This window comes from Pseudomonas sp. R4-15 (assembly GCF_055768815.1).
Window position 1 is genome coordinate 1,095,724 of the sequence record NZ_CM147293.1, and the last position, 21,276, is coordinate 1,116,999.

Annotated in this window: 22 protein-coding genes and 1 tRNA gene; 11 read left to right on the top strand and 12 right to left on the bottom strand. The window is 66.1% G+C overall.

The features are described 5' to 3' along the window. Nucleotides 1-13 precede the first annotated feature (13 nt). The 8 genes from ACYRGX_RS05235 to ACYRGX_RS05270 form a co-directional block, all read right to left on the bottom strand. The gene (locus ACYRGX_RS05235; RefSeq protein ID WP_473055554.1) at nt 14-394 is read right to left on the bottom strand and encodes a hypothetical protein; all 381 of its coding nucleotides are present in this window, start codon (nt 392-394) and stop codon (nt 14-16) included. A 66-nt stretch (nt 395-460) separates the two neighbouring features. Beyond that, complete coding sequence (locus ACYRGX_RS05240) at nt 461-820, bottom strand: hypothetical protein (RefSeq protein ID WP_473055555.1); 360 nt, start codon at nt 818-820, stop codon at nt 461-463. Then, nucleotides 817-1,143, bottom strand: coding sequence for a hypothetical protein (locus ACYRGX_RS05245; RefSeq protein WP_473055556.1), 327 nt, complete (start codon nt 1,141-1,143; stop codon nt 817-819). The genes ACYRGX_RS05240 and ACYRGX_RS05245 overlap by 4 nt, the downstream gene beginning before the upstream one ends. A 134-nt stretch (nt 1,144-1,277) precedes the next feature. After that, entirely contained in the window at nt 1,278-2,393 is a 1,116-nt protein-coding gene (locus tag ACYRGX_RS05250) for a site-specific integrase (protein ID WP_473055557.1), read from the bottom strand. A gap of 95 nt (nt 2,394-2,488) precedes the next feature. After that, nucleotides 2,489-2,564 (bottom strand) — tRNA-Phe (locus ACYRGX_RS05255). A gap of 84 nt (nt 2,565-2,648) precedes the next feature. Next, nucleotides 2,649-2,921 carry an oxidative damage protection protein gene (locus tag ACYRGX_RS05260; RefSeq protein ID WP_473055558.1) on the bottom strand — a complete coding sequence of 91 codons (273 nt, stop codon included), beginning with the start codon at nt 2,919-2,921 and terminating at the stop codon, nt 2,649-2,651. Further along, nucleotides 2,918-3,985, bottom strand: coding sequence for an A/G-specific adenine glycosylase (mutY, locus tag ACYRGX_RS05265; protein ID WP_473055559.1), 1,068 nt, complete (start codon nt 3,983-3,985; stop codon nt 2,918-2,920). The genes ACYRGX_RS05260 and mutY overlap by 4 nt, the downstream gene beginning before the upstream one ends. After that, on the bottom strand, nt 3,982-6,195 hold the full coding sequence (locus ACYRGX_RS05270; RefSeq protein ID WP_473055560.1) for an AsmA family protein: 2,214 nt from the start codon (nt 6,193-6,195) through the stop codon (nt 3,982-3,984). Before ACYRGX_RS05270 ends, mutY begins: the two co-directional genes overlap by 4 nt. A gap of 272 nt (nt 6,196-6,467) precedes the next feature. On the opposite strand from ACYRGX_RS05270, the gene ACYRGX_RS05275 reads away from it, so the two are divergent. The 6 genes from ACYRGX_RS05275 (at nt 6,468) to hisF (ending at nt 11,350) form a co-directional block, all read left to right on the top strand. Continuing rightward, a complete protein-coding gene (locus tag ACYRGX_RS05275; RefSeq protein WP_473055561.1) occupies nt 6,468-8,120 on the top strand; it encodes an OFA family MFS transporter in 1,653 nt (550 codons plus the stop codon). A gap of 103 nt (nt 8,121-8,223) precedes the next feature. Then, nucleotides 8,224-8,817 carry an imidazoleglycerol-phosphate dehydratase HisB gene (gene hisB / locus ACYRGX_RS05280; RefSeq protein WP_473055562.1) on the top strand — a complete coding sequence of 198 codons (594 nt, stop codon included), beginning with the start codon at nt 8,224-8,226 and terminating at the stop codon, nt 8,815-8,817. Then, on the top strand, nt 8,817-9,455 hold the full coding sequence (gene hisH, locus ACYRGX_RS05285) for an imidazole glycerol phosphate synthase subunit HisH (protein WP_473055563.1): 639 nt from the start codon (nt 8,817-8,819) through the stop codon (nt 9,453-9,455). Before hisB ends, hisH begins: the two co-directional genes overlap by 1 nt. Before the next feature lie 3 nt (nt 9,456-9,458). Next, complete coding sequence (locus tag ACYRGX_RS05290; RefSeq protein WP_473055564.1) at nt 9,459-9,716, top strand: DUF2164 domain-containing protein; 258 nt, start codon at nt 9,459-9,461, stop codon at nt 9,714-9,716. 35 nt (nt 9,717-9,751) lie between these two features. Beyond that, nucleotides 9,752-10,495 (top strand): 1-(5-phosphoribosyl)-5-[(5-phosphoribosylamino)methylideneamino]imidazole-4-carboxamide isomerase, encoded by a 744-nt coding sequence (gene hisA / locus ACYRGX_RS05295; protein WP_473055565.1) that lies wholly within the window; start codon nt 9,752-9,754, stop codon nt 10,493-10,495. 96 nt (nt 10,496-10,591) lie between these two features. Then, the gene (gene hisF, locus ACYRGX_RS05300) at nt 10,592-11,350 is read left to right on the top strand and encodes an imidazole glycerol phosphate synthase subunit HisF (protein WP_473055566.1); all 759 of its coding nucleotides are present in this window, start codon (nt 10,592-10,594) and stop codon (nt 11,348-11,350) included. Nucleotides 11,351-11,499: 149 nt separating this feature from the next. Here hisF and ACYRGX_RS05305 read toward each other — a convergent pair whose 3' ends face one another. Further along, complete coding sequence (locus tag ACYRGX_RS05305) at nt 11,500-12,405, bottom strand: LysR family transcriptional regulator (RefSeq protein WP_473055567.1); 906 nt, start codon at nt 12,403-12,405, stop codon at nt 11,500-11,502. 100 nt (nt 12,406-12,505) lie between these two features. Between ACYRGX_RS05305 and ACYRGX_RS05310 the strand changes: the two genes are divergently transcribed. From ACYRGX_RS05310 to gcvH, 5 genes are all read left to right on the top strand, one after another. After that, complete coding sequence (locus ACYRGX_RS05310) at nt 12,506-13,264, top strand: MOSC domain-containing protein (protein WP_473055568.1); 759 nt, start codon at nt 12,506-12,508, stop codon at nt 13,262-13,264. After that, complete coding sequence (locus ACYRGX_RS05315; protein ID WP_473055569.1) at nt 13,257-14,441, top strand: aspartate aminotransferase family protein; 1,185 nt, start codon at nt 13,257-13,259, stop codon at nt 14,439-14,441. The genes ACYRGX_RS05310 and ACYRGX_RS05315 overlap by 8 nt, the downstream gene beginning before the upstream one ends. Continuing rightward, nucleotides 14,441-15,148 (top strand): type 1 glutamine amidotransferase, encoded by a 708-nt coding sequence (locus tag ACYRGX_RS05320; protein ID WP_473055570.1) that lies wholly within the window; start codon nt 14,441-14,443, stop codon nt 15,146-15,148. The genes ACYRGX_RS05315 and ACYRGX_RS05320 overlap by 1 nt, the downstream gene beginning before the upstream one ends. A gap of 321 nt (nt 15,149-15,469) precedes the next feature. Next, on the top strand, nt 15,470-16,546 hold the full coding sequence (gcvT, locus tag ACYRGX_RS05325; RefSeq protein WP_473055571.1) for a glycine cleavage system aminomethyltransferase GcvT: 1,077 nt from the start codon (nt 15,470-15,472) through the stop codon (nt 16,544-16,546). Nucleotides 16,547-16,768: 222 nt separating this feature from the next. Next, nucleotides 16,769-17,152 carry a glycine cleavage system protein GcvH gene (gcvH, locus tag ACYRGX_RS05330; protein ID WP_473055572.1) on the top strand — a complete coding sequence of 128 codons (384 nt, stop codon included), beginning with the start codon at nt 16,769-16,771 and terminating at the stop codon, nt 17,150-17,152. Nucleotides 17,153-17,220: 68 nt separating this feature from the next. Here the strand turns inward: gcvH and ACYRGX_RS05335 are convergent, their stop codons facing one another. From ACYRGX_RS05335 to ACYRGX_RS05345, 3 genes are all read right to left on the bottom strand, one after another. Next, nucleotides 17,221-17,538 (bottom strand): DUF2388 domain-containing protein, encoded by a 318-nt coding sequence (locus tag ACYRGX_RS05335; RefSeq protein ID WP_473055573.1) that lies wholly within the window; start codon nt 17,536-17,538, stop codon nt 17,221-17,223. An 85-nt stretch (nt 17,539-17,623) separates the two neighbouring features. Beyond that, a complete protein-coding gene (gene tfpB / locus ACYRGX_RS05340; RefSeq protein WP_473055574.1) occupies nt 17,624-19,405 on the bottom strand; it encodes a type IV pilus assembly ATPase TfpB in 1,782 nt (593 codons plus the stop codon). Between the two features lie 282 nt (nt 19,406-19,687). Beyond that, nucleotides 19,688-20,992 carry an OprD family porin gene (locus ACYRGX_RS05345; protein WP_473055575.1) on the bottom strand — a complete coding sequence of 435 codons (1,305 nt, stop codon included), beginning with the start codon at nt 20,990-20,992 and terminating at the stop codon, nt 19,688-19,690. Between the last annotated feature and the right edge of the window lie 284 nt (nt 20,993-21,276).

Sequence of the window (21,276 nt, forward strand, 5' to 3'; positions counted from 1 at the left end):
GAAGCCTGGAAAACTAAGGGTGATAGTGTCGGCGCTGGTAGGGGAGCAAGGACTTGGTGTCCAGGCGGTCAGCTTCGTCCAGGCCCCAGGCGTGGAGTAGGTCCGTCAGCGGGCCACCTTGAAAACTAACTTTTAGGCGCACCAGGTCGCGCAGCGCCTGGCTGCGCTCTGGCAGCGTGCAGGGGTAACGGCGGAGTACGTCCAGGGCGAACCTGGCGCGGCGCTGCTGGATGCCCTCCAGAGCTTCCAGGGCGCGTTTCAGCGAGGGGAGAGGGTCGGGGTCGTACCAGACGAACAATGCGACCTCGATCAGCGTCTCAGGCACAGCCTGGCCCAATGGTGCCCTGGCCAAAGTAGTCAGCGCGGCTATCAAATTCTCTGACTGCTCAGTCATGAAGGAGGACCTTCGGTATGTTTGGCTCGCTGAGCATACGGAACCGCCGAAATTTTCGTCAGTCGATCAACCTGACTTATCGATGCGCCCCCGCATTGCCTGCATGACTTCTTCGTGCGTGAACGCTCTGGCGTTGGGGGCATCGGCTTCCCGGAGGGCTTCCTCTACCTCGCGGATCATGCGCTCGTAATCTTCCGGGTACAGCACTTGCTCCATACGCAGCGATGCTTGACCTAGCAGATGCAATAGGCCGAACAGGCGCATGTCATTGCTGGCAACAATATGCTCACGAATCCGCTCTTGGATCAGCTCGCTGGCTCGATGCGCCTCCGGCGTTGCCGTGCCCTCGTACTCGGCTGGCAAGGCGGCTTCCTTGGCGACCTGTGCCCAGGCGCTGGCCAGCGCTTCGATGCTGGAGGCGCTCATTTACTCATCCACTTGCGCAGCAGGCGCTTTTTCAGGCTGGCGCGCTCCTGCGGATTGCGTCCCTTACGGTTGGCGATGCGCTCCGCCGTAGCGATCTGGTGCTTGATGGGCCAGTACGAGCGGCCATCCTTGCCCATCGACCAGACGTTACTGACCTGGTTTTCCCGCAAGGTCAGATGGGCGCTCAGGACTTCCGCCGATGCGCCGGCCAGTGCTGTACGCTCGCGGGTTCGCCAGCGCTGATGCCAGAGCTTCTTGTCCTCGCTCTCGCTGCGGCAGGTCGTGTGTCCAACAATGGGCGTCTTGCGACGACTGCGGCTCATGGTTTGGTTACCTCCACGAACATTCATAGCTTCGATCGAGCTGGTGAGGCATGGATGCCGCGCCAGGCGCCGGGCGGCTTTTTGCCCGGGGCCTGGCCACCAGCGCCGGCAGGGAGGCCGGATGTGGATCTGAGTCAGGCGCTAGTTCTTGAGTCCTGGCGCGATTGATCGATGTTATCTAGTGCGTTGACCAGGTCTTCTGCTCGCAGGTGAGTGTAGCGCTTGAGCATTTGCATCGACTTGTGCCCGCTGATTGCTGCAACTTGCTGATCACTGAGCTGGCCGCTTTCTACGAGCCTGCTCACGGCTTCGTGCCTGAGGTCATGGAACCGGAGGTCTGCCATGCCGAGTCGCTTCTTCATCCCGTTCCAGACTTTCGAGAAGACATAGGGCCTTCTCTTCTCATCCTTGCCTGGCTCGCCGAAGAAGATGAGATTGGTATCGATGGGGCGTATGGGGTTCTCCAGGGCCTCTTTGAAGGCTTGGGTCGCTGCTTGACTCAGGGGTACGGTGCGGCTTTCCCCGTTTTTCGTGTCCAGGAGCTTCACCACACGCTTTTTGACGTCTACCTGGTGCCTGCGTAGCGAGGTGATCTCTGAAGAGCGCATGCCGGTCTCCAAGGCGATCCTGACGATCCATCCGAGCATTGGATTGTGGTAGGCGTTCACGACCTGGAACAGCTTCCGTTCTTCATCCTGGCTGAGTCGTCGGTCGCGTCCCTCCCCGGGGCTTGGTTTGCGGATATTCAGTACGGGATTTTGGGGGAGTCCGATGCGCCACTCTTGGATGGCCACCGTGAAGAGGTTGCTGAGTAGGGCCAGCTCGAGGCGGACGGTGTTGGCGCTGACGGTTCTAACGGCAACGTCGCTGCCTTCCTTGTATTTCGTGCGGACGGTTTCCTTCAGGCGCTTGTCGCGGTACTCGGCGATCACATCGGCCGAGAGGGCGGCGAGGGAATATTTGCCGAGGTGGCGGATGAGCGGGGCGGCCTTGGTCTGCTCAGCTTTTTGCGTGGAGGCTTTCTTGGTCGGAGTGACTTCCTCCAAGTAGCGACCCAGGGCTTTCTCTAGAGTGGTCTTTTCGGAAGGGGAGCGACGCAGGTATACGCCGCGGACCATCTCGTCCTCGGTGGAGCGAGCCCAGTCATCGGCGTCACGCTTGGTGCGAAAGGTCTTGGAAGCCGTGGGCCATCCTTGCTTGCGGATGACGGCTTTCCAGGTACCAGAGGGAGTTTTTACGATTGTCGCCATCATCATCTCCAGTAGCAAAGTGCCGGCACTGTACCGAAACTGTACCACTGGAGCGTGGGACTGAACCAAGCGTTGCGCTAAGTCCTTGAAATTAGTGGTGCCCAGGGACGGAATCGAACCGCCGACACGGGGATTTTCAATCCCCTGCTCTACCAACTGAGCTACCTGGGCAACGGGGCGCAATTAAACGGATTTGCCGCCGGAGTGTCAAGCGAGGTTCCGAAAAAATTTCAGAAAAACCGTCGCTTACGACTTTCAAGCGCTCGGCGGCACGTAGCCTTCGGCCTGCGCGTAGTCCTCGCCGGAGAGGAATTTGTCCATCTCCGCCTGGAGGAACTTGCGGTCTTCGGCGTTCATCATGTTCAGCCGACGCTCGTTGATCAGCAGGGTCTGGTGCGCCTGCCACTCGTCCCAGGCCTGCTTGGATACGTGTTCGTAGATGTCCTGGCCCTTGGCGCCGGGATAGGGCGGACGGTCCAGGCCGGGCAGTTCCTGCTTGTGTTTGCGGCAATGGACGGTACGGGTCATGCGAGCTCTCCTGCACTGAACGCTGTGGCCGCGCGTTTGAGCAGGGTCTTGACCGGTGCGGCGAGGCCCAGGCGCGGCGGGGTGGCGAGGTTATACCAGAGCCAGTCGGCCTCGGCCACGCCGGCGCCCGTGACTTCGACGGGGACCAGCAGTGGCTCGATGGCGAGTTGGAAATGGCTGAAGGTGTGGGTCAGGCCGGGCAGCGCGCGGCCTTCGCCGAGTTGTAGCGCGTGGCGCTCGGCGAGCGCGGCGAGGCCGCTGGCGTCGTCCAGTTCCGGCAGGCTCCAGAGTCCGCCCCAGAGCCCGCTGGACGGGCGCCGGTAGAGCAGGATGGCGCCCTCGGCGTCGATCAGCAGCGGCATCAGCGTACGTTTCTTCGGTAGCTCCTTGCGCGGCTTGGGACTGGGGAAGTCGGTCTCGCGACCGAGCAGGTGTGCCTTGCAGCCTTCGCGCACCGGGCACAGCAGGCAGCTGGGTTTGCTGCGGGTACACAGGGTTGCCCCCAGATCCATCATCGCCTGGGTGTAATGGCCGAAGCGCGAGCTGGGCGTCAGTTGCTCGGCCAGCGCCCAGAGCCGCTTGCCGACGGCCGTTTCGCCAGGATAGCCATCGACTGCGGCGTAGCGCGCCAGCACGCGCTTGACGTTGCCGTCGAGGATCGGGGCGCGCACGCCCAGGGCGATGCTGGCGATGGCGCCGGCGGTGGAGCGGCCGATACCGGGCAGCTCGGCGAGCGCCTCGACGCTGCGCGGGAACTCGCCGCCATGGCGTTCGACGATCAGCTTCGCCGCCTTGTGCAGGTTGCGCGCGCGGCTGTAGTAGCCGAGCCCGGTCCACAGGTGCAGCACCTCGTCCTCCGGTGCCATGGCGAGTGCCTCGACGTTCGGCAGCGCCTGCATGAAGCGTTCGAAGTAGCCAAGCACGGTGGCGACCTGGGTCTGCTGCAGCATGATCTCCGAGACCCACACCCGGTAGGCGTTGATGCCGCGCTGCCAGGGCAGGTCCTTGCGCCCGTGGATGTCGTACCAGGCGAGTACCGCGTTGCCGAATTGCTCGGGAGTCATCGCTTGAACAATCCGCGCAGCGCGTCCTTGAGTTCCGGGCTGACCTTGTCGCCGAATTTCTCTTCCAGCTTGTCGCCCAGGCGCTCGCCGGCCTTGCGGGTGGCGATGCGGGTGAGTTCGTCGCGGTCGATGCGGCAGGCCTTGGCGCCCAGCTCCAGCGGGCCGCGGCAGCGCAGCGGCCAGGCCACGTCGGCGAGGTGCTCGTTGACCTGGCAGGCCGGATCGGCGTTTGCCCCGCGTTCGCCCTGCACGGTCACCCCGACGCGGTAGTCCATGCCGAGCACGCGCAGGTCGACGCTGCCGGCGCCGTCCACGGCGAGTCCGGGCAGGCGCACGGCGAGGTCGCGGTTGCTGGCCACCCCGTTGTCGATGCGCAGCGAGCCGCGCAGGGTCTGGAAGGGCGTGTCGCGGCGCCGGGGCTCGTCGGCGAGGGTCTTGCGATTGAGGGTGGCGATGGCGCTGCAGAGTTGCTGCTCGAGGTTGGCGTCGAGCAGCACGCCGTCGTCGACGAGGAAGCTGGCGGTGCCATCGAGTGCGTCGACCCAGGCCTTCTGGCTGTTGCCGCGGGTGCTCAGGTCGGCGTCCAGGGTGAGCAGGCCACGCAGCGGCAGGGGCTCGCCCTTGCTACGCGCGACCCGCTCCACGGGAACGCGCGAAAGCTGGCTGCGCAGTTTCAGCAGCGGCTGGTCGCTGCGTGCGTCGATGCTGCCGCTGGCCTGGATGCGACCGTTGTCGAGGTCGCCGCTCAGCCGTTGCAGGTCGAGCATGCCGTCATTGGCGCTGGCCTGCAGGCGTGCGTCACGCAACGGCTGCTTGTCCCAGGTCAGGCGCGCAAGGCTCAGGTCAAGCTGCGCGTCGAGTTTGCGCAGACGCTCCAGCGGCAGCACCTTTTCATCGTTCCAGGCCTGCTGGGAGGGCTGCTCTGGCAGCTCGCTGGTGCCGCTGCCGGTGGCCGCGGCAACGCTGGCCTGGACTTCCTGGCGGCGCGCCGAATCGTCATCGGCGCTGCTCGGCGGCAGGTAGCGGTCGAGGTCCAGCGTATCGCCCTTGAGGCTCACACGCAGGGCGCGACGGGCAATGTCGGGGCTGGCGATACGGCCCTTGAAGTGGCTGTCGTCGACCGTCAGCTTGAGGTCATCCAGCGCCAACGAATTGCGCGCAGCGGTCAGCCGGGTCGCCAGTTCGACCTGCTTGAGGGTGTTGCCGTCGGCCATCGCCGGCAGTGGCTGGCCGATGCCTTCGAGGAAGGCGCGCAGGTCGAACTCGGCGATCGACAGGCCGCCGGAGAGGCGCGGTTCGCTCTGCAACTGGTCGATCTTCAGTTCGCCCAGGCCGCGCAGGTCGTTGGCGGTGAATTTCAGGCTGTTCCACTGCGCCACCTGGGCGGCGAGGTCGGCGAGCAACTCGCCATGGGCGGTGAAGGCCAGCGTCTTGCCGGACAAGGGTTCGCCGGAGGCCTCGCCGGAGAGGCGGGCGTTTTCCAGCGCGTAGCGTTGCAGGGCACGGTCGAAGCGCAGATCTGCCTGCAGTTCGGTGCGCGCGCGCAGCACCGGCTGGTTGCTGCCGAAGAACGCGGAGAGCTTGAACGGCACCGCCTCCTTCTCGCGAATCGCTCCAGTGGAGAGCTCGATGCCGTCGGCGCTGTACTGGCGGCCGCTGGCCTCGTCCTGATAGAGCACGCGGGCGTCGTTGATGCTCAGGCTATCGATGTCGATGCTCAGCGGGCGCGAAGGCTCGGCGCGTTGCTCGGCTTCCACCGCCGGCGGCGCCTCGTCTTGTCCCGCGTCGCCGTTGCTGGCGGTTTGCGGGCTGCGGCCGACGCCTTCCCAGTTGCCGTGGCCCTGGGCGTCGCGCTGCAGGTGCAGGTCGAGGCCATCGACACGGATGTCGCTCATCTCCACCTTGCGTCGCAGCAGCGGCAGCACGCGCACGGAGAGGCCGAGCAGGCGCAAGTCGGCGAACGGCTTGTCGGGCGTGTCGGCGCTGGCCAGGGTGGCGTCGTGCAGTTCGATGCCCAGCCAGGGGAACAGGCTCCAGCCGATGTCGCCATCGAGGGTCAGCTCCAGGTTGGCGCGTTCGCGGGCCAACTGGCGGATCTCGTCCTTGTAGTCGTTGGGGTCGAACAGATGGGTCAGGGCGAAACCCAGTGCCACCACCAGCAACAGCAGGCCAAGGGCCAGGAGGCCGAGGATCTTGCCGAAGGCTTTCATGGTAGGTCCTCGTAGAGACAAAGGGCGCCAGTATAGCTGGCGGGGGTGGCCGGGCGCTGCTCTCGGGTGCGTGCGCCGGCGCACAGCATGGACCCTGGACGTCGGGGCGACGTTCCTCTGACGGGGGATGCCTCAGTCGAGAGAACAGCAGTGGTTCTCATTGGGGAGGTGTGGACGCTCAGGCCGAGTGATAAGCTCCGCGACCGTCTGACGCACCCCCTCTTTCGCGACAGCGGCCTTGCTCTGCCAATCAACCCCATAAAGAGAAAAACATGACTGACGCACTCGTTCTCGACGGCGCCGAGGCGAAACCTGCTTTCCTGTCCAGGGACCGGATCATCGCCCGGCCCGGTTTCAACCGCTGGCTGGTGCCGCCGGCGGCCCTCGCCATCCATCTCTGCATCGGCATGGCCTATGGCTTCTCGGTGTTCTGGCTGCCGCTGTCCAAGGCCATCGGCATCGATGCGCCGGTGAGCTGCGCAGCGGACATGGGCTTCTTCGCCCAGGTCTTCTCCAGCACCTGCGACTGGCCGATCTCCATGCTCGGCTGGGTCTACACCCTGTTCTTCGTGTTCCTCGGCTGCTCGGCGGCGATCTGGGGCGGTTGGCTGGAACACGCCGGGCCGCGCAAGGCCGGCGTCGTCTCGGCGCTGTGCTGGTGTGGTGGTCTGCTGATCTCTGCGCTGGGCGTGTACAGTCACCAGATCTGGCTGCTCTGGCTGGGTTCCGGCGTGATTGGCGGCATTGGCCTGGGGCTGGGCTACATCTCTCCGGTGTCGACCCTGATCAAGTGGTTCCCGGACAAGCGCGGCATGGCCACCGGCATGGCGATCATGGGCTTCGGCGGTGGCGCGATGGTCGGTGCGCCGCTGGCGGCGCTGCTGATGAAGCACTTCGCCAACGAGTTCGAAGTCGGCGTCTGGCAGAGCTTCGTGGTGATGGCGTTGATCTACCTGGTGTTCATGCTCGGTGGCGCGCTGGCCTACCGCGTGCCGCCGGCCGGCTGGAAGCCCGAGGGCTGGAAGGCGCCGCTGAAGCAGGGCGGTAGCGGCATGATTACCCATGGTCACGTGCATGTCAGCGTTGCCAGCAAGACGCCGCAGTTCTGGCTGGTCTGGGCGGTGCTGTGCCTGAACGTCTCCGCCGGTATCGGCATCATCGGCATGGCTTCGCCGCTGCTGCAGGAGGTCTTCGCCGGTCAGTTGATCGGTCTGGATCTGGCCTACAACCAGCTCAGCTCCGCGCAACTGGCGGAGATCGCCACGATCGCCGCCGGCTTCACCGGGCTGCTCAGTCTGTTCAACATCGGCGGGCGCTTCTTCTGGGCGACCTGCTCGGACCATATCGGCCGCAAGAACACCTACTTCGTCTTCTTCGCCCTGGGCCTGGCGCTCTACGCCGCGGTGCCGGCGCTCGCTCACCTCGGCAGCCTGGCGCTGTTCGTGCTCGCCTTCTGCGTGATCCTGTCGATGTACGGCGGTGGCTTCGCCACCGTGCCGGCCTATCTCGCCGACCTGTTCGGCACGCAGATGGTCGGTGCCATCCACGGTCGCCTGCTCACCGCCTGGGCCGCCGCCGGCGTGCTCGGTCCGGTGCTGGTCAACTACCTGCGCGAGTACCAGCTGAGCATCGGCGTGGAGAAGGCCGCGGCCTACGACATCACCCTCTACATCCTTGCCGGCCTGTTGCTGCTGGGGCTGCTGTGCAATGCCCTGGTGCGTCCGGTGGACGAGCGGCATTTCATGGGCGAGGCCGAGTTGGCGGCGTTGCGCGCCAAGGGTGACGGTGGCGAATCCGCCGCCGCGCTGGAGTGGTCCACGGACCCGGCGAGCCGCCCGCTGGCGGTAGCGGCCTGGCTCGCCGTGGGCATTCCGCTGGCGTGGGGCATCTGGATCACCCTGCAAAAGACCGCTGCACTGTTCTGAGGCACAGCCGGCGCGGCGTACGCACGTCCGTCGCCGGTAGCCGCTCGGGTCAAGGGCCGCCTATAATGCGGCCCTTTTCCGTGATGAGTCTGGAGCTGGAGCGATGGCCGAACGTACGGCGTCCGTCGAGCGCAACACCCTGGAGACCCAGATCAAGGTCTCGATCAACCTGGATGGCACGGGCAAGGCCAAGTTCGACATCGGCGTGCCCTTCCTCGAGCACATGCTCGACCAGATCGCCCGCCACGGGCTGATCGACCTGGACATCCACTGCAAGGGCGACCTGCACATCGACGACCACCACACCGTCGAAGACGTCGGCATTACCCTCGGCCAGGCGTTCGCCAAGGCCGTCGGCGACAAGAAGGGCATGACCCGCTACGGGCATTCCTACGTGCCGCTGGACGAGGCGCTGTCGCGGGTGGTCATCGACTTCTCCGGGCGGCCTGGCTTGCAGATGCACGTGCCTTTCACCCGCGCGGTGGTTGGCGGCTTCGACGTGGACCTGTTCCAGGAGTTCTTCCAGGGCTTCGTCAACCACGCCCTGGTGAGCCTGCACATCGACAACCTGCGTGGCACTAACACCCACCACCAGATCGAGACGGTGTTCAAGGCCTTCGGCCGCGCCCTGCGCATGGCCATCGAGCTCGATCCGCGCATGGCTGGGCAGATGCCGTCGACCAAAGGGTGCCTGTGATGCAGACCGTTGCCGTCATCGACTACGGCATGGGCAACCTGCATTCGGTGGCCAAGGCGCTGGAGCACGCCGGTACCTCGAAGGTGCTGGTGACCGCCGATCCGGCGGTGATCCGCGAGGCCGACCGCATCGTGCTGCCGGGCGTGGGCGCGATCCGCGACTGCATGGCCGAGATCCGTCGTCTGGAGATCGACAGCCTGGTGCGCGAAGTCAGCCGCGACCGGCCGTTCCTCGGCGTCTGCGTCGGCATGCAGGCGTTGCTCGAACGCAGCGAGGAGAACGGTGGCGTCGACTGCATCGGCCTGTTCCCCGGCCAGGTGCGGCGCTTCCCCGATGGCATGCAGGAAGACGGCGATGCGCTGAAGGTGCCGCACATGGGCTGGAACCAGGTGCGACACGCCCTGGCGCACCCGCTCTGGCACGGCATCGACGACGATGCGCGCTTCTACTTCGTGCACAGCTACTACGTCGAGGCCGGCAATCCGCGGCAGGTGGTCGGTCGTGGCCACTACGGCGTGGATTTCGCCGCCGCGCTGGCCGACGGCTCGCGCTTCGCCACCCAGTTCCACCCGGAGAAGAGTGCCAGTTGCGGCCTGCAGCTGTACGCCAACTTCCTCGCCTGGGACGGTCGTTGGTAAGCCATGGCACGCCAGCCCAAGGCTTCCGTCCTGCAACTCGACGCCAGCCAGCGCGAGCAGGCCGGCGCCTTGCTCAAGCGTTTTCTCGATGAGCGTTTCGAGCTGCAGGTCGGCGCCTTCGAGGCGCTGGAAGTGCTCGACCTGGTCATGGGCGAGTACGCGCCACTGATTTACAACCAGGCGATCTCCGATGTTCAGGCGCACCTCAAAGACAGGTTCGAGAGCATCGAGAGCGACCTCTGGGCGCTCGAAAAGAGCTGACCCATCCTCCTTTCACTGAATTACAGGTTGACCCGATGCTGATCATCCCCGCTATCGACTTGAAGGACGGCGCCTGCGTACGCCTGCGCCAGGGCCGCATGGAGGATTCCACGGTGTTCTCCGACGACCCCGTGGCGATGGCCGCCAAGTGGGTCGAAGGGGGCTGCCGCCGCCTGCACCTGGTCGACCTCAACGGCGCCTTCGAAGGGCAGCCGGTGAACGGCGAGGTGGTGACCGCCATCGCCAAGCGCTACCCGAACCTGCCGATCCAGATCGGCGGCGGCATCCGCTCGCTGGAAACCATCGAGCACTACGTCAAGGCGGGCGTCAGCTACGTCATCATCGGCACCAAGGCGGTGAAGCAGCCGGAATTCGTCGGCGAAGCCTGCCGTGCGTTCCCCGGCAAGGTCATCGTCGGCCTGGACGCCAAGGACGGCTTCGTCGCCACCGACGGCTGGGCGGAAGTCTCCGGCGTGCAGGCCACCGAGCTGGCCAAGCGCTTCGAGGCCGATGGCGTCTCCGCGATCGTCTACACCGACATCGCCAAGGACGGCATGATGCAGGGCTGCAACGTCGAGGCCACCGTGGCCCTGGCGCGCGCCAGCCGCATCCCGGTGATCGCCTCCGGCGGCATCCACAACATCGGCGACGTGCAGGCACTGCTGGACGCCGGCGAGCCGGGCATCATCGGCGCCATCACCGGCCGCGCGATCTACGAAGGCACCCTCGACGTCGCCGAGGCCCAGGCACTCTGCGACCTGCGGGTGAAGGACGAATAAAGCGTAGGGTGGGTTAGCCGCGCCGCGGCGTAACCCACCGACACCGGCGCAACGATGGCTATCGCTGCGCTCAACCCATCCTACGAGTGCATTGTCATGGCATTGGCCAAACGCATCATCCCCTGCCTGGACGTGGACAACGGCCGCGTGGTCAAGGGCGTCAAGTTCGAGGACATCCGCGACGCCGGCGACCCGGTGGAGATCGCCCGCCGCTACGACGAGCAGGGCGCTGACGAGATCACCTTCCTCGACATCACCGCCAGCCACCAGGAGCGTGACACCACGCTGCACACCGTCGAACGCATGGCCAGCCAGGTGTTCATCCCGCTGACCGTGGGCGGTGGCGTGCGTACCGTGCAGGACATCCGCAACCTGCTCAACGCCGGCGCCGACAAGGTCTCGATCAACACCGCCGCGGTGTTCACTCCCGAATTCGTCGGCGAAGCCGCCGCGCGTTTCGGCTCGCAGTGCATCGTCGTCGCCATCGACGCCAAGCAGGTCGGGCCGGGCCGCTGGGAAATCTTCACCCACGGCGGGCGCAAGCCCACCGGCCTGGATGCCGTGGCCTGGGCGGCGAAGATGGCCGAACTGGGCGCCGGCGAGATCCTCCTCACCAGCATGGACCAGGATGGCGTCAAACGCGGCTACGACCTGGGCGTGACCCGCGCCGTGAGCGAAGCGGTGAACATCCCGGTGATCGCCTCCGGCGGCGTCGGCAACCTGCAGCACCTGGCCGACGGCATCCTCCAGGGCAAGGCCGACGCGGTGCTCGCCGCGAGCATCTTCCACTTTGGCGAATACAGCGTGCCCGAGGCCAAGGCCTACATGGCCGAGCGCGGCATCGTCGTTCGCTGAGGCTTCGGTTCCCCCTCTCCCCAACCCCTCTCCCGCGAGGGGCGAGGGGCTTCTTGGTGCGGCTTTCGAGGCCGTGCGCTGGGAGCAGCCATGATGTGGTGCCAGGCATTCCCTCTCCTTTGACGGGAGAGGGTGATCCACATGTGGCGTCAGCTCAGCGGCAGCCCCGGCGTCGGATTGGACACCCCCTCCAGTGCCGAGCGCAGCAGCTCGATGGTGGTTTGCTGGCGCTGGGCGTCGCGGTAGACCAGGCCGACCTTGAGGGGAATGCGCGGCTCCGACAGGGGTTTCCAGAGCAGATCGTGGTCGCCCACCGACTGCCGGGTGCGGCCTGGCAGCACGGTGGCCAGCTGGGTGTTCGGCAGGCTGTCGAGGATTGCGCTCATGTGGTTCAGTTCGGCCTGCACCCGCGGGCGACGGCCCAGGGTGCTGAGTTGCTCCTGCCAGATCTGCCGCACGCGGAACTCCTCGCCCAGCAGCAGCATCGGCAGCTCCGCAGCCTGCGCCAGGGAAACCTTCTTGAACTCCTTCAACGGGTGCTCCGGCGCGACCACCAGTTGCAGTTCGTCCTCATACAGCGGCAGGTAGTGCAGCCCCGGTTGGCGCGGCGGCAGGAAGCCGATGCCCAGATCGAGATTGCCGGTCAGCAGGCGCCGCTCGATATCGATCCCGGACAGCTCGTAGATCTGCACCACCAGTTGCGGCTGCGCCTCGCGCAGGCGCTCCAGCAGCAGCGGCACCAGGCTGGCGTTGACCGTCTGCAGAACCCCGATCGCCAGGCTGCGCGGGGCCTGGCCACGAAAGCCGCGCAAGGCCTCGCGGGCGCGTTCCAGGCCTTCCAGCAGGGCGGTGGCATGGTTGTACAGGGTGTGCGCGGCGAGGGTCGGCAGCAGGCGTTTGCCACTGCGCTGGAACAGGCTCACGTCCAGGCCTTGCTCCAGTTGGCGTATCTGCTGCGACAGCGCCGGTTGCGACAGACTGAGGCGTTCGGCAGCGCGCCCGACGTGGCCTTCTTCGTAGAGCGCGACGAAGTAACGCAGTTGTCGAAAATCCATAAGTAAACCTTATCGAAAATGCTGGAAAAACGAAATGTCGCAGGTCCCCTGACGTCCTTATTCTAAGCCCGTCCACAGTGCTTTCCAGTATGGGGGAGCGATGAAAGCGGTAGAGCTGAAGGGGCTTTTGATAGGAAAAGCCGAAGAAATTGGTCCCGGTTTGAGTACGGCCATGGACAAGGGGCCGGTGGCGCACCGGCTCTGGTTGTGGCCGCAGGGGCTGGGCAGCGACGAACAGGGCGATGCGCGTTATCACGGCGGCCCCGAACGCGTGCTGCACCATTACCCGGTCGAGCACTATGCCCACTGGCGGCGCCTGTACCGGGACATCGACTGGCAGATGGGCGCCTTCGGCGAGAACATCTCCACCCATGGCCTGAACGAAGATCGCGTGTGCATCGGCGACCTGTTTCGCTGGGGCGATGCGCTCATCCAGATCAGCCAGCCACGTCCGCCGTGCTACCGCCTGAGCTATCGCTGGGGCCATCCGGAGCTACCCCAGCGGGTGCAGGAAAGCACCCGGATGGGCTGGTTCTACCGGGTCGTGAAGCCGGGTTTCGTCACCCCGCAGAGCAATCTGCAACTGATCCAGCGTCTTTATCCGGGGCTCACCGTGGCCCAGGCGATTCGCAGCTTCTATCACACCCCGGACAACCGCGCTGGCCTGCAGCAACTGGTCAGCTGTCATGCGCTGAGCAGCCGCTGGCGTGACCTCGCCGCACGGCGCCTGGCCACCGGTTGCGTCGAGGACTGGCAGCCGCGCCTGCATGGGTTGCCGCCGGAAGGCGTGCAACCGCAACCGGTGCCTGGCGCGCTGGGCATGCCCTTGACGCGCACGACGCAGGTGCAACATGCGTGACGTCCAGGCTCACCTGCGCTTGATGCCTACCGTCGAACGGCCGGACCAGGTGTTCGTCCGCGGCCAGGGCTCCTGGCTGTGGGACAACGGCGGGCGCGCCTACCTGGATTTCAACCAGGGTGGCGCCGCCAACAGCCTTGGGCACAGTCCCAGCGTGCTGGTCGAGGCGCTGCAGCGGCAGGCCGAGAACCTATTGAACCCCGGCCCGAATTTCTACAACCGCAGTCTGATCAAGCTGGCCGCGCGGCTGTGCCAGGCCAGCGGCAGCGACCAGGCCTATTTCCTCAACAGCGGCGCCGAGGCCAATGAGGCCGCGGTGCAACTGGCGCGCAAATGGGGTCGCCAGCACCGTGGCGGGGCGCAGCGCGTCATCAGCGCGCGGCAGAGCTCCCACGGCCTGGCCTTCGGCGCGCTGTCCGAGCACACCGAGGGCCAGGAAGGCGAGCAGGGCAGCGGTTTCGCCAGCGTCCCGTTCAATGACCTGGAGGCCCTGCAGGCAGAGATCGACGAACGCTGCGTAGCGGTGATGCTCGAGCCGGTGCAGGGCGATGCCGGGGTGATTCCGGCGACCCTCGAATACCTGCAGGGCGCCGAGCGGCTGTGTCGCGAGCACGGGCTGCTGTTGATCCTCGACGAGGTACAGACCGGCGTCGGGCGCTGCGGCACGCTGCTGGCGGAAGAGCTCTACGGCGTGCGCGCCGACATCGTGACCCTCGGCAAGGGGCTGGGCGGCGGTGTGCCACTCGCGGCGCTGTTGGCGCGTGGCAATGCTTGCTGCTTCGAACCGGGCGACATCGGCGGCACCCTGCATGGCAATCCGCTGATGGCCAGCGTCGGACTCGCGGTGCTGCATGCGGTGCTCGAAGGCGGCTTCATGGAGCATGTGCGCGACGTCGGCGAGCACCTGCGCGAAGGACTCGCGCGGCTGGCCCGGCAGCACGGTCACGGGCCGTTGCGTGGTCACGGGCTGCTGGTCGGCCTGACCCTGCACGGCGCCTCGGCCCAGGCCGTGGCCCGCGCGGCCCTGGACGAAGGTCTGCTGATCGGTGCGCCGCAGCGCGACAGTCTGCGCCTGAGTCCGGCACTCACCGTCAGCCACGGCAATGTGGAGGAAATGCTCAGGCGCCTGGGCCGCGCCCTGCAGCAGGTCGCAAGAACGTCCCTGGAGGTAGCCTGATGCGCGTTTCGATCATTCAGCATGCGCCCTTCGAAGGGCTCGGCCGTATCGCCGAGTGGCTCGAATGGCGAGGTCTCGGTGCCCGGGTGCACGCGCTGTATGACGATGCTCCCCTGCCGCGGGTCGAGGACTTCGATCTGCTGATTCTGCTCGGCGGACCGATGGGCAGCGACGAGGAAGAGCATTACCACTGGCTGGCGGATGAAAAGCGTCTGGTCGCCGAAGCGCTGGGTTGCGGCAAGCGCCTGCTCGGCATCGAACTGGGTGGCCAGCTGATCGCCCAGGCGCTCGGCGCCAACGTGCGTCAGCTCGATAGCCGGCAGGTCGGCTGGTGGCCGCTGGAGCAGTATCCCCAGGCCAAGCGCTCGCCGCTGGGACGCATGCTGCCGCAGCACCTGGTGGCGCTGCACTGGCACGAACGGGTCTTCGAACTGCCCGACGGCGCCATCCCGCTGTACGGCTCGGCGGTGTGCGATTGCCTCGGCTTCATCTGGCAGGAGCGGGTCATCGCCCTGCAGTGCCACTTCGAGAGCACCGCGCAAAGCGTGGAAAGCCTGCTTGCCGCCTGTGGCGACGGTCTGGCCGCCAGCGGCTGGTTGCAGGACGCCAGCGTGATCCGCCAGGGCGAGGGGTTATGCAACGTCCTGCGTACCAGCGTCTATCGCATTCTCGACTATCTCTCGGGGCCGCACGCGGTGCTGCGCTGAGACCTGCATGAGCGACGGGCAAGGGCGCCCGGACAACGACCCTCGCTTGGCCCCGCCTCCCTGTACGGATGCGGGGCATTTTTTTCCGGCGCCATCTGTTGGTAACCACCTGCGCGTAGCGTGCGCGGCGGAAAATCGTCAGCGAATCTTTCTCGCGCCGCGTGGGGATGCCTTGCAGGTCGCGGCTTTGGCCGGTCCGCCCTGACGTTGGAGCGGCACCCCTCGTCGCACCCGGTCGCCGCACCGTCGCGTCGCCGCTACAATGCGCGCCACGCGACGCCCGGTGACCCTGGGTGTCACCCGACCCAGAAGGAGAAACCCATGGGTAAGCGTACTGTCCTGTTCGATCGTCACCTGGCGCTGGGCGCGCGGATGGTCGACTTCGGTGGCTGGGAGCTGCCGTTGCACTACGGTTCGCAGGTCGAGGAGCATCATCAGGTCCGCCGCGACTGCGGCGTTTTCGATGTCTCGCACATGACGGTGGTCGACGTGCGCGGTGCCGCCGCCGGCGGTTGGCTGCGCGGTCTGCTGGCGAACGACGTGGCCCGCCTGGAGCGTGACGGTCAGGCCCTCTACAGCGTGATGCTCAACGAGCACGGCGGGGTCATCGACGACCTCATCGTCTGGCGCATGGCGCAGGGCTACCGACTGGTGCTCAATGCCGCCTGCCGTGACAAGGACCTGGCCTGGCTGCGCGCGCAGGCCGGTGCCCAGGCGCTGAGCATCGAGCCCCGCGACGACCTCGCCATGCTCGCCGTCCAAGGCCCCCAGGCGCGGGCACGTTGCGCGGAGCTGTTCGGCACCACGCGTGCCGCACTGGTGCGCGAGCTCGACAGCTTCCAAGGCCAGGTCGACGGCGAGTGGTTCATTTCGCGCACCGGCTACACCGGTGAGGATGGCCTGGAGATCATGTTGCCGGCGGCCCAGGCCGCCGAGCTGTTCGGCGACCTGGTGGCCGCCGGCGTGGCGCCGATCGGCTTGGGCGCACGGGATACCTTGCGCCTCGAGGCCGGGCTCGACCTGTATGGCCAGGAAATGGACGAAAACACCTCACCGCTGGCGGCCAACCTGGGCTGGACCGTGGCCTGGGAGCCGGACTCGCGAGACTTCATCGGACGTGCCGCCCTTCAGGCTCAGCAGGGGCAGAGCCTGCCGCGTCTGGTCGGCCTGGTGCTGGAGGAGCGTGGCGTGCTGCGCGGCCGGCAGGCGGTGCGGGTGGAGGGCGGCAGTGGCGAGATCACCAGCGGCAGCTACTCGCCGACGCTGAACAAGGCCATTGCCCTGGCGCGTCTGCCGGCGGGCGTCGTTGAGCGCGCTGAGGTCGAGATTCGCGGACGCTGGTACCCGGTGCGGGTGGTCAGCCCGCGCTTCGTGCGCCATGGTCGCGTGCTGATCTGATCGACGAACCCGTGTCGCGACACGTGTCGGATGTCGAAGCGCGCACGCCGCCATCGGCGGACAGCGCAAGGCGCTTCGCGTCGCCAATATTGGAGTATTGGCAAACGGAGCAACGCAGTGATGTCTGTCGAGGGCCAGTGCGGGTCGGCATTTGATGCGTGTCGCGACACTGGGCTAGAGTATCGCGCAAACCCGCAAGGCCCTATTTCAGAGGAAACCAGCATGAGCGAAATTCGAGACGACCTCCGCTACGCCGCCAGCCACGAGTGGGCTCGCCTGGAGATGGACGGTAGCGTCAGCGTGGGTATTTCCGATCACGCCCAGGCGGCCTTGGGCGATGTGGTGTTCGTCGAGTTGCCGGTGGTCGGCCAGCAACTGACGGCCGGCCAGGAGGCCGGGGTGGTGGAGTCGGTGAAGGCCGCCTCGGATATCTATGCTCCGGTCAGCGGTGAGGTCATCGCGGTCAACGACGCGCTGGCCGACACGCCGGAAAGCGTCAACCAGGACCCGTACGGTAGCTGGTTCTTCAAGCTCAAGCCCAGCGACGAGAGCGAGCTCGAAGACCTGCTCGACGCCGACGGCTACCGCACCGAGATCGACGAATAATTCATCGCATCCCAACCAAAAGGGCCGCTGTATAGCGGCCCTTTTGGTTTCTGCACGGCCCGCGTCGATCAGCGGGCTTCGCCGAATTGCTCCGGTGCGCTGAGGATGGCAGTGGCCAGAGCCATGTCGTCCGCCTGCAGTTGCGGGTTCTCGCTACGTACGCGTTGCAGCGCCGCTTCGAGATAAGGGCCGCGGATGGCGCCGCCGCTGGCGACGAAGCTGGAGGCATCGTCCTGGGCGGCGTAGACCAGCTTGTTGCGGTCGATGGTCGAGTAAACGGATGCCGATACGGCACCGGTGGTGGCGACGTCGCGCCAGCCCACCGCCAGGGCGGACGTGGCGGGCAGGCACAGGGCCAGCGACGCGACGAGTAGTTTCTTGCGCATGTCAGTCTCCTGTCGAACAGACCCCTATCGGGTAAAGGTTCAGAGCGCTGCGATGCCGCGCAAGTTCCGGCGACGCGAACGGCCCCTAGAGCTGTTCGCTCTGCGGGGTCACCCGCAACACCTCCTCGACCGTGGTCATGCCGGCGGCGATCTTCTGCGCACCGGAGAGGCGCAGGGAGCGCATGCCGTCCTTGAAGGCCGCCCGGCGCAGTGACACCAGGTCGACGTCGGCGCTGATGTGGCTCTTCAGCCCGTCGCCCAGCAGCATGATCTCGTAGACCCCGGCACGGCCCCGGTAGCCGGTGTCGCGACACTCCGCGCAGCCCACGGCGCGGTGCGCGCCGCTGGGCACGGGGGCGTTCCACGGGCGCGTGAGGGTCTGCCAGTCGCTTTCCTCGAGCTGCGTCGGCGCCTTGCAGTGCGGGCACAGGGTGCGCACCAGGCGTTGCGCCATGACGCCCAGCAGGGTGGCCTTGAGCAGGTAGTGCGGAACCCCCAGTTCGAGCAGGCGGGTGATCGCGCTGGGCGCGTCGTTGGTGTGCAGGGTGGAGAGCACCAGGTGTCCGGTGAGCGCCGCCTGGATGGCCATTTCCGCGGTTTCCAGGTCACGGATCTCGCCGATCATGATGATGTCCGGGTCCTGGCGCATCAGTGCGCGCACGCCGGAGGCGAAGGTCAGGTCGATGTTGTGCTGCACCTGCATCTGGTTGAACGCCGGCTCGATCATCTCGATCGGGTCCTCAATGGTGCAGACGTTCACTTCCTCGGTGGCCAGTTGCTTGAGGGTGGTGTACAGCGTGGTGGTCTTGCCCGAGCCGGTCGGCCCGGTGACCAGGATGATGCCGTTGGGCTGGCCGGTCATGCTCTGCCAGCGGCGCAGGTCCTCGGCGGAGAAACCGAGCTGGTCGAAGCTCTTGAGCAGCACCTCGGGGTCGAAGATACGCATCACCATCTTCTCGCCGAAGGCGGTGGGCAGGGTCGACAGACGCAGCTCCACCTCGCCGCCGTCCGGGGTGCGGGTCTTGATGCGACCGTCCTGCGGCTTGCGTTTCTCGGCGACGTTCATGCGGCCGAGGTTCTTCAGCCGGCTGATCACCGCCATGCTCACCTGGGGCGGGAACTGGTAGACGTTATGCAGCACGCCGTCGATGCGAAAACGCACGGTACCGGCTTCGCGGCGGGGCTCGATATGGATGTCGCTGGCGCGCTGCTGGTAGGCGTACTGGAACAGCCAGTCGACGATGTTGACGATGTGCGCGTCGTTGGCGTCCGGCTCCTGGTCGCTGGCGCCGAGGCTGGTGAGCTGTTCGAAGTTGCCGATGTTGCTGAGCTTCTGCTCGCTGGCGTTGGCGCCGCTCACCGAGCGTGCCAGGCGGTAGAACTCGTTGGTGAAGCGGGCGATGTCCACCGGATTGGCCACCACCCGCTCGATGGGCCGCTTGAGCACGTGGGTGAGGTTGGCCTCCCAACTGGAGACGAACGGCTGGGCGCTGGCCACCACCACGGCGTCCGGGCGCGCCTGCACGGCGAGGATGCGGTGACGCTGGGCGAAGGCGTGGGACATCAGCGGGGTCACCGCGGCGACGTCGATCTTCAACGGGTCGATGCGCTGGTAGGCCTGGCCGGCGTATTCGGCGAGCCACTGGGTCAGGGTTTCCAGGTCGAGCTTGCGGCCAGGACGCAGCGGGTCGTCCAGTTGCTGGCCGGCGATCGTTTCCAGCGGATGCTGCGCGCTGGGTGCGGCGACCCGTGCCGCCAGGCAGCGATCGGCGCCGTCCTGGTCGATGCGTTTTTCCGCGAGAAGGGTGCGCAGGACTTCGTTGATGTCCAGCCAGCGGTCCGGAGTGTGCGGCGCCAGGACGGGCATGACGGGCTCCTCGATGCCAGGTTTGAGCCCGCCGCAAAAAAAAAGGGGGCCGGAAAGGACTAGGGCCTGTTGCCGCTTCATTCACCGGCCCAGAGGGTTGTGCCAGAAATGACCTGCGCTGTCGTTGCAGAACTTGCCAAGGGAGTGGCCATTGGCTGCGTTCTGCGCCTAATCGCAGGTCATTTCTGGCGACAACGTGGCTCGCGAATGAAGCGGCAACAGGCCCTAGTGTCCCGCGAGCGACGGCGGCTGTCGAACCGCTCGTCGCTACGTCGGTATTTTTTACAGGATGCTCAGCGGGTATTCGACGATCAGGCGGACCTGGTCGGAATCCACGTCGGAGGTGCCTTCGATGCGATGGGTCGCCTGACGCAGGCGGAACATCAGGTCCTTGGCCGGACCGGACTGAACCACGTAGCGGGCCTCCAGGTCGCGTTCCCAGTGCTTCTCGCCGTCTGCGTAGTGGTCGTAGGGGCTACCGGCCGCAGCCGCGTCGACGCCGCTGCCGCGCACGTACTTGGCGGCGAAGCTCAGGCCGGGCACGCCGTAGGCGCCCATGTCCAGGGTGTAGGTCGCGCGCCAGGAGTGCTCGCCAGGACCGTTGAAGTCGGAGATCTGCATGGAGTTGGCCAGGTAGATCGAGTCCTGGTAGCCGCCGCCGTTGAGCACCAGGTAGTCCATCGGCGTGTCGCCGTTGATCTTCTGGTAGGCCAGGGTGAAGGCGTGCGCGCCGAGGCTGTAGGTAGCGGCCAGCGAGTAGGCGTTGTTGTCGATGTCGCCCGCGTTGGCGTCGCCGTCGTCCTTGGTCTTGTAGTAGTTGCCGTCCAGCGTCAGGGACTGATCCTCGGCCAGCGGGATGACGTAGTTCAGGTTGGCGTAGTACTGCTTCCAGACGTCCTCGAAGCGCGAACCGTAGAGGGTGGCGCTGAGCTGGTCGCTGAACACGTAGCTGCCGCCGACGTAGTCGACGGTGTTGCTGGCGACGCCCGCGTAGCCGGCGTAGAAGTCACCGTTGGCGTGGCCGGAGCGGTTGAAGTCCTTGCCGGAGGTGAAGTGCCCGGCGTCCAGGCTGAGGCCGTCGATCTCGTCGCTGAGCAGTTGGAAGCCGGTCGCGGTGGACGGCACGATGCGTGCGTCGGCCAGGGCGAAGACCGGGTTGTAGGGACGCAGCTCACCGTATTTGAGCACGGTGTTGGACACGCGCATTTTCACCGCGGCCGCGACCGAGGAAATATCGTCGTGGGTACGGCCGTCTTCATCGGTAGGGAAGAGCGGCGAACTGGCGCCGTCAGTCAGGCTGCTGTCGAGCTTCATCGCGACATAACCGGCCACGTCCACGCCAAATCCCACGGGACCCTGGGTGAAGCCCGATTCGTAGCTCAACTGGGCGCCGAGGCCAAAGTCCTTGGTGTCGGCACCGCCGTTGTGGCGATCCATGTTCCAGTAGAGGCTGCGCACCAGCAGGTTGAGGGTCGAGTCTTCGACGAAACCATTGGCGTCGGCTTGCGAAGCGTTGGCCTGGGGCAGGCCGCAGGTGAGAGAACCGAGCGCGATGGCGGCGGCAAGGCTGCGATGAGTGGGTGTCATGGAGGAATCCCTATGGTCCGGAGTGAAGGCAAAAGTGAACGCCGGCGAGCCGGCACTGAGGCGTTTCGCCTCGACCGCGATGCTGTCTCGCATCGTTCGGCCGTTTCCTTTCACGATTGCCGCATAGGGCGCGGCGGCGGAGTGTGCGCGTAGCGACCCCTGCCTGTCCGAGAGCGCCCCGGACTACGACTACAGGGCGCTATTTGGCATTCCATTAGAATTGCCGATAATTCGTTCGCGCTCGCGGCGAACCCGGCTCCGGTCCTCCGGGAGGCGCCGCCGAG